At 47.0% G+C, this 4,181-nt stretch carries 4 protein-coding genes; all 4 read left to right on the plus strand.

Features of this window, described 5'->3' with window-relative positions; translation table 11 throughout:
• The first annotated feature begins 174 nt into the window (after positions 1–174).
• Entirely contained in the window at positions 175–1,302 is a 1,128-nt protein-coding gene (locus L0156_16910) for a class I SAM-dependent methyltransferase (protein MCI0604669.1), read from the plus strand.
• On the plus strand, positions 1,287–1,883 hold the full coding sequence (locus L0156_16915) for a hypothetical protein (protein MCI0604670.1): 597 nt from the start codon (positions 1,287–1,289) through the stop codon (positions 1,881–1,883). Before L0156_16910 ends, L0156_16915 begins: the two co-directional genes overlap by 16 nt.
• The gene (locus L0156_16920; protein ID MCI0604671.1) at positions 1,880–2,794 is read left to right on the plus strand and encodes an MBL fold metallo-hydrolase; all 915 of its coding nucleotides are present in this window, start codon (positions 1,880–1,882) and stop codon (positions 2,792–2,794) included. Before L0156_16915 ends, L0156_16920 begins: the two co-directional genes overlap by 4 nt.
• 26 nt (positions 2,795–2,820) lie before the next feature.
• Positions 2,821–4,181: PQQ-like beta-propeller repeat protein (locus L0156_16925; GenBank protein ID MCI0604672.1), on the plus strand; the 1,361-nt coding region annotated here is incomplete at its 3' end.

Genomic DNA, 4,181 nt, shown 5'->3' on the forward strand with positions numbered 1-4,181 from the left:
GTATTTGTTCAAGGTATGGTTGGCCAAAAGCTTTTGAACCAGGCCCAGGGTTCTTCTCAATCGGAAAATGCTTATTATACAAATCCGGAGAAAAGAGAAGAGATTTTCGATCTAATCGGATAAATTGTTAAACCGCCAGGGCACCAAGACGCCAAGAACCGAAATAGTTCATCCATGAAATCGATCCGTCCAGTTACGCACAGTTTCCGTCTGCATGATTTCCAGGGTGGAATCACAGCTGATTTCGACATCCGGCGAAAGGATTACCTGTTCACAGTCGACATCTACTCCTATCTCCGCCAGGATCATCCCGAAACTCACCTTGGCTGGTGGGCGTTTCCACTGGAACAGGGACAAAACAAGGTTCAGGTATTTGTTGATTTTCGTACGACGAGTCGTGATAGCGTCAAACTGATCCTGAACGGCGAAAAAATCTCCTGCGTTGATTCCTGGGTGAATCCAGGTTATCTCTTTGATCCGCTGCAGGATTTGCAACTCGTGCTCCGGAATGGGAATTCGCGCATTCAAGAAATAGAGCACGTCATCATGAAGATTGACGATCCAGCGGTGCTCAAGCAATTCTATGCCCGATTGCATGCGACTGGTGGTTACGGCACTCAGCTCCCTTTTCTGCCAACCATGCATTTCTACAAACTCGATGTGCTGAAGTCGCTTTTTTCCAAATATATTCCCGCGGGCGGAAAGGCTCTCGATCTTGGTTGTGGAAGATGTTTATTCACCGATATTCAGCCAAATTGGCCCTTCCAGATTTATGCCGGCGATCTGGACATTGGTCTCATCAAAGAACGAAAGAAAGAGGTCCCGCAAAACTCCTGGTTTGTTTCGGATGCTTCCCATGCGCCTTTCATCAGCCAGTATTTCGATGCGCTTTTCCTGGGCGAAATCATTGAACATATCAGTGATCCCGTTCCTGTACTGAGAGAATGGAAAAGGGTCCTTAAGCCTGGTGGAGTCTTGATCCTGACGACACCCAATCGCGAGCGGCTTCTCGCAAAAGTGGAAGGCAGAGAACGTCCCTATTCGCCGGATCATCTGCATGAATTCTCCTATCGTGAATTGCGGGATGATGTGCTGCCCCGTTCCGGATTTACTGTGATTGATAGCCGTGGTATCTACCTGGAATTGCTGTTAAACTGGCTGAGCGGCAATCCTCGAAGAGACTATTTGCAGGCGGAATGGAACAAAGAGGCGTATGTTCCGCTGATGAAATTCTTTAACCGCATGGGGACCTTATTTCCACAATATTCGCTGGATTTGATATTTGTATGTCGAAACGATTGATGCTCCCTCTTCTGATTTTGTTTCTTTCATTTACATCCCTGAATGCGGAACCATTGCCATTGCGACCCAAACCGCACGAAGGCTATGAAGTGAAGGATGGAAAGATCTACTTCAGACGAGGAAATGCCGGGATCATTTTAGAAGTGGCGAATTCACAGATCATTGAAAAGTATTACATCGATCGCGGAGCACAAATCGAGAATCCATTTGCGCGGTTAGGCGGTGATGTGCAAAACGGCGCAATTTTCCTTGTTACTCTGTTAAACCGTACGAACGGATCTCTCACCTTTACTCCGCGATATGTGGTTGGAAGAATCAAAACAGAAGCGTTCTTTCCGCTGGACTCTCTGACCATGATGGAAGTGTTTGAAGATATGGACGCCCGCAAGCGAAAAATTTTGGAAAAGTCGATTTTTCATACACCAGAGCTGCTTCAGCCAGGTATGGTCGTTTCGAAGTTTCTGATTTTTCCGGCCTTGCCTAAGAAGTTTGAGGATATCCGGCTCCAGTTCGATTATCTATATTTTGAAAATGCAGAAATAAAATCGGATTTTTTCTTTACCACGAAAGAAGTTGAATGATCGCGGGATCCTTGTCTAAATTCCTGCTAGTCGCACTCCTTCTTTTCTCTTACTTCGCAGAGACTCCCGTTTCCCCGGAAACGAAAGTCGTTGTGTTGGGCATAGCTCAGGATGGTGGCATTCCACACATCGGATGCTCTCAGGAAATCTGCAGGACACAAAAACATTTTGTAAGCTCGCTTGCGATCGTTCAAGACGAGAACATTTTTCTCATTGATGCAACTCCCGATCTGCGGGATCAATACTCGGAGCTCATCAGGCGATACCCGAAAGTCACAAAGAAGAATCTTTTTGACGGAATCTTCTTAACGCATGCGCACATGGGACACTACACGGGCTTGCTTTATCTCGGAAAAGAGTCCGTTTCGACGAAAGAGGTTCCGGTTTATTGCAGCGAGGAAATGGCCCTGTATCTGAAGAGGAATGCGCCCTGGAGTTTGCTTGTTGACAACAAGAACATTGGCCTCAAGCCGTTTGCATCCGGATCCGCTTTGGACTTCGGTTTCAAAATTACACCGGTTGCTGTTCCGCATCGAAAGGAGTTTACCGATACCCATGGTTTTTTGATTCAAGGTCGTCAGAAGGCGCTGCTGTATATTCCGGATATCGATGCATGGGAGCCGGTGAAAGATTCCCTGGCGCAATGGCTCAAAACTGCGGACTTCGCTTTGCTCGATGGAACTTTCTATTCGGGTCAGGAATTGCCAGGCAGGGACATCAGACAGGTCCCCCATCCTACGATCGAGCATTCACTTATGTTTTTTAAGACATTGCCTGATTTCGGAGCAAAAATCTTCTTTACTCATTTGAATCACACCAATCCCGTTTTGAATTCTGGTTCCTCTGAATCTTCAAAGGTTACATCTGCCGGACACCTTGTTGCGGTTGACTGGCAGGAATTTACGCTCTAACATGTGAATCCTTTGTTGGAACACACATGAAAAAAAGTTTTGTCCTCGTCCTTGTTGTGCTTAGCCTGGCGCTTGGATATTTGAGCTTGAATGCCGGAACAGCAAAGAAGCTGGTAAGCATGCTGGCCCCGGGAAACGTTCGAAGCTCGAAGTTTTACGTCGAACAGGAAAGGAGCCTGGTTGCTCAGATTCTGCAACCTTCTCAGACTCAATCCAAACCGCAAACTGTTTCGCAAACTCAAACGCAAACTCAGACTCAGACTCAGACCCAAACTCAGACGTATTACATCGGCTTTCCGATGCAGCTCAAATGGAAATTCCGCACGTCGGGTCCGATCGTCGCTCAACCCCAGGTTGACAAAACTTCTGTGTATTGCGTTTCCAAACCTGGTATTTTTTACAAAGTGAATCAGGCTGACAATAAGCAGATCTGGCGCCGCAATATTGGTGAAACCGTTGAAGAGGGATTCCTTCTCAGCAACAACGTGCTCTATTACGGTACTCAGAAAGGAAGAATCGGAACCCTCGATACTGCGAAGGGACGCGATGTCTGGACCCAAAACATCGAAGGTGAAAGTTTTCTCACACAACCGGCCCTGGACGAGCAAAACGTTTACTGGGTGAGTCAGCAAGGTACTATCGCCGCCATGAAGCGATCAGATGGAAAGTTGGTATGGAAATTCAAAGCGCAGGGAAATTGTTCCACCACGCCATCTGTTATGGGCAAGACTTTGTATCTGGGTTGTGACGATAAAACATTGTATGCGATCAGTACTGATGCCGGATTTGTCCGATGGAAGTTTTCCGCGGACGGTGAAATCAAAGGTTCACCCATTGCAACAAAGGGATTCGTCTTCTTTGGTGCAGAGGATACATACTTTTACTCGATCAGCCAGCAAAATGGCTCGCTCGTTTGGAAATTCAAAACCGGTGGCGCTATCCGCGGTGTTCCGATGTTTTATGTGGATCAGGACGATCAAGAAATCAAAGAGATATTGTTCGCCTCATTCGACAATTTCCTCTATAATGTCCGGATTAAGAACGGGAGCCGCAAGTGGCTTTCTTCAACGAACACTCGAGTGTACAACCGCATGCATTTTGATCGTGCGCTCATCTTTCTTGCACCGTTCGGCTCTTCTGTGTACGGATTCGATCCCCATACCGGCGAAAGAGTGGGTGAATTTAATGCGCAAAACCGGATCCGATCCTCGCCGGTTACTGCAAACGAGCGTTTGTTTATCGGTCTCAATAACGGAAATCTGCTTTGCCTGACTAGAACTCCACCTCCGCCTCCTGAATCCGAATCCACAGAAGGATTGACTCCTTCACCGGCAACTCAGACAACAACGGATGTAGAGGATGAGGAAGAGGAACAAACACAGACACA

The organism is bacterium (assembly GCA_022616075.1).
Lineage (GTDB): Bacteria > Acidobacteriota > HRBIN11 > JAKEFK01 > JAKEFK01 > JAKEFK01.

Excerpts from the sequence above, each read along its gene's own strand:
- L0156_16910 (MCI0604669.1), top strand. The coding sequence starts at position 175 with ATGAAATCGATCCGTCCAGTTACGCACAGTTTCCGTCTGCATGATTTC.
- L0156_16915 (MCI0604670.1), top strand. The coding sequence starts at position 1,287 with ATGTCGAAACGATTGATGCTCCCTCTTCTGATTTTGTTTCTTTCATTT.
- L0156_16920 (MCI0604671.1), top strand. The coding sequence starts at position 1,880 with ATGATCGCGGGATCCTTGTCTAAATTCCTGCTAGTCGCACTCCTTCTT.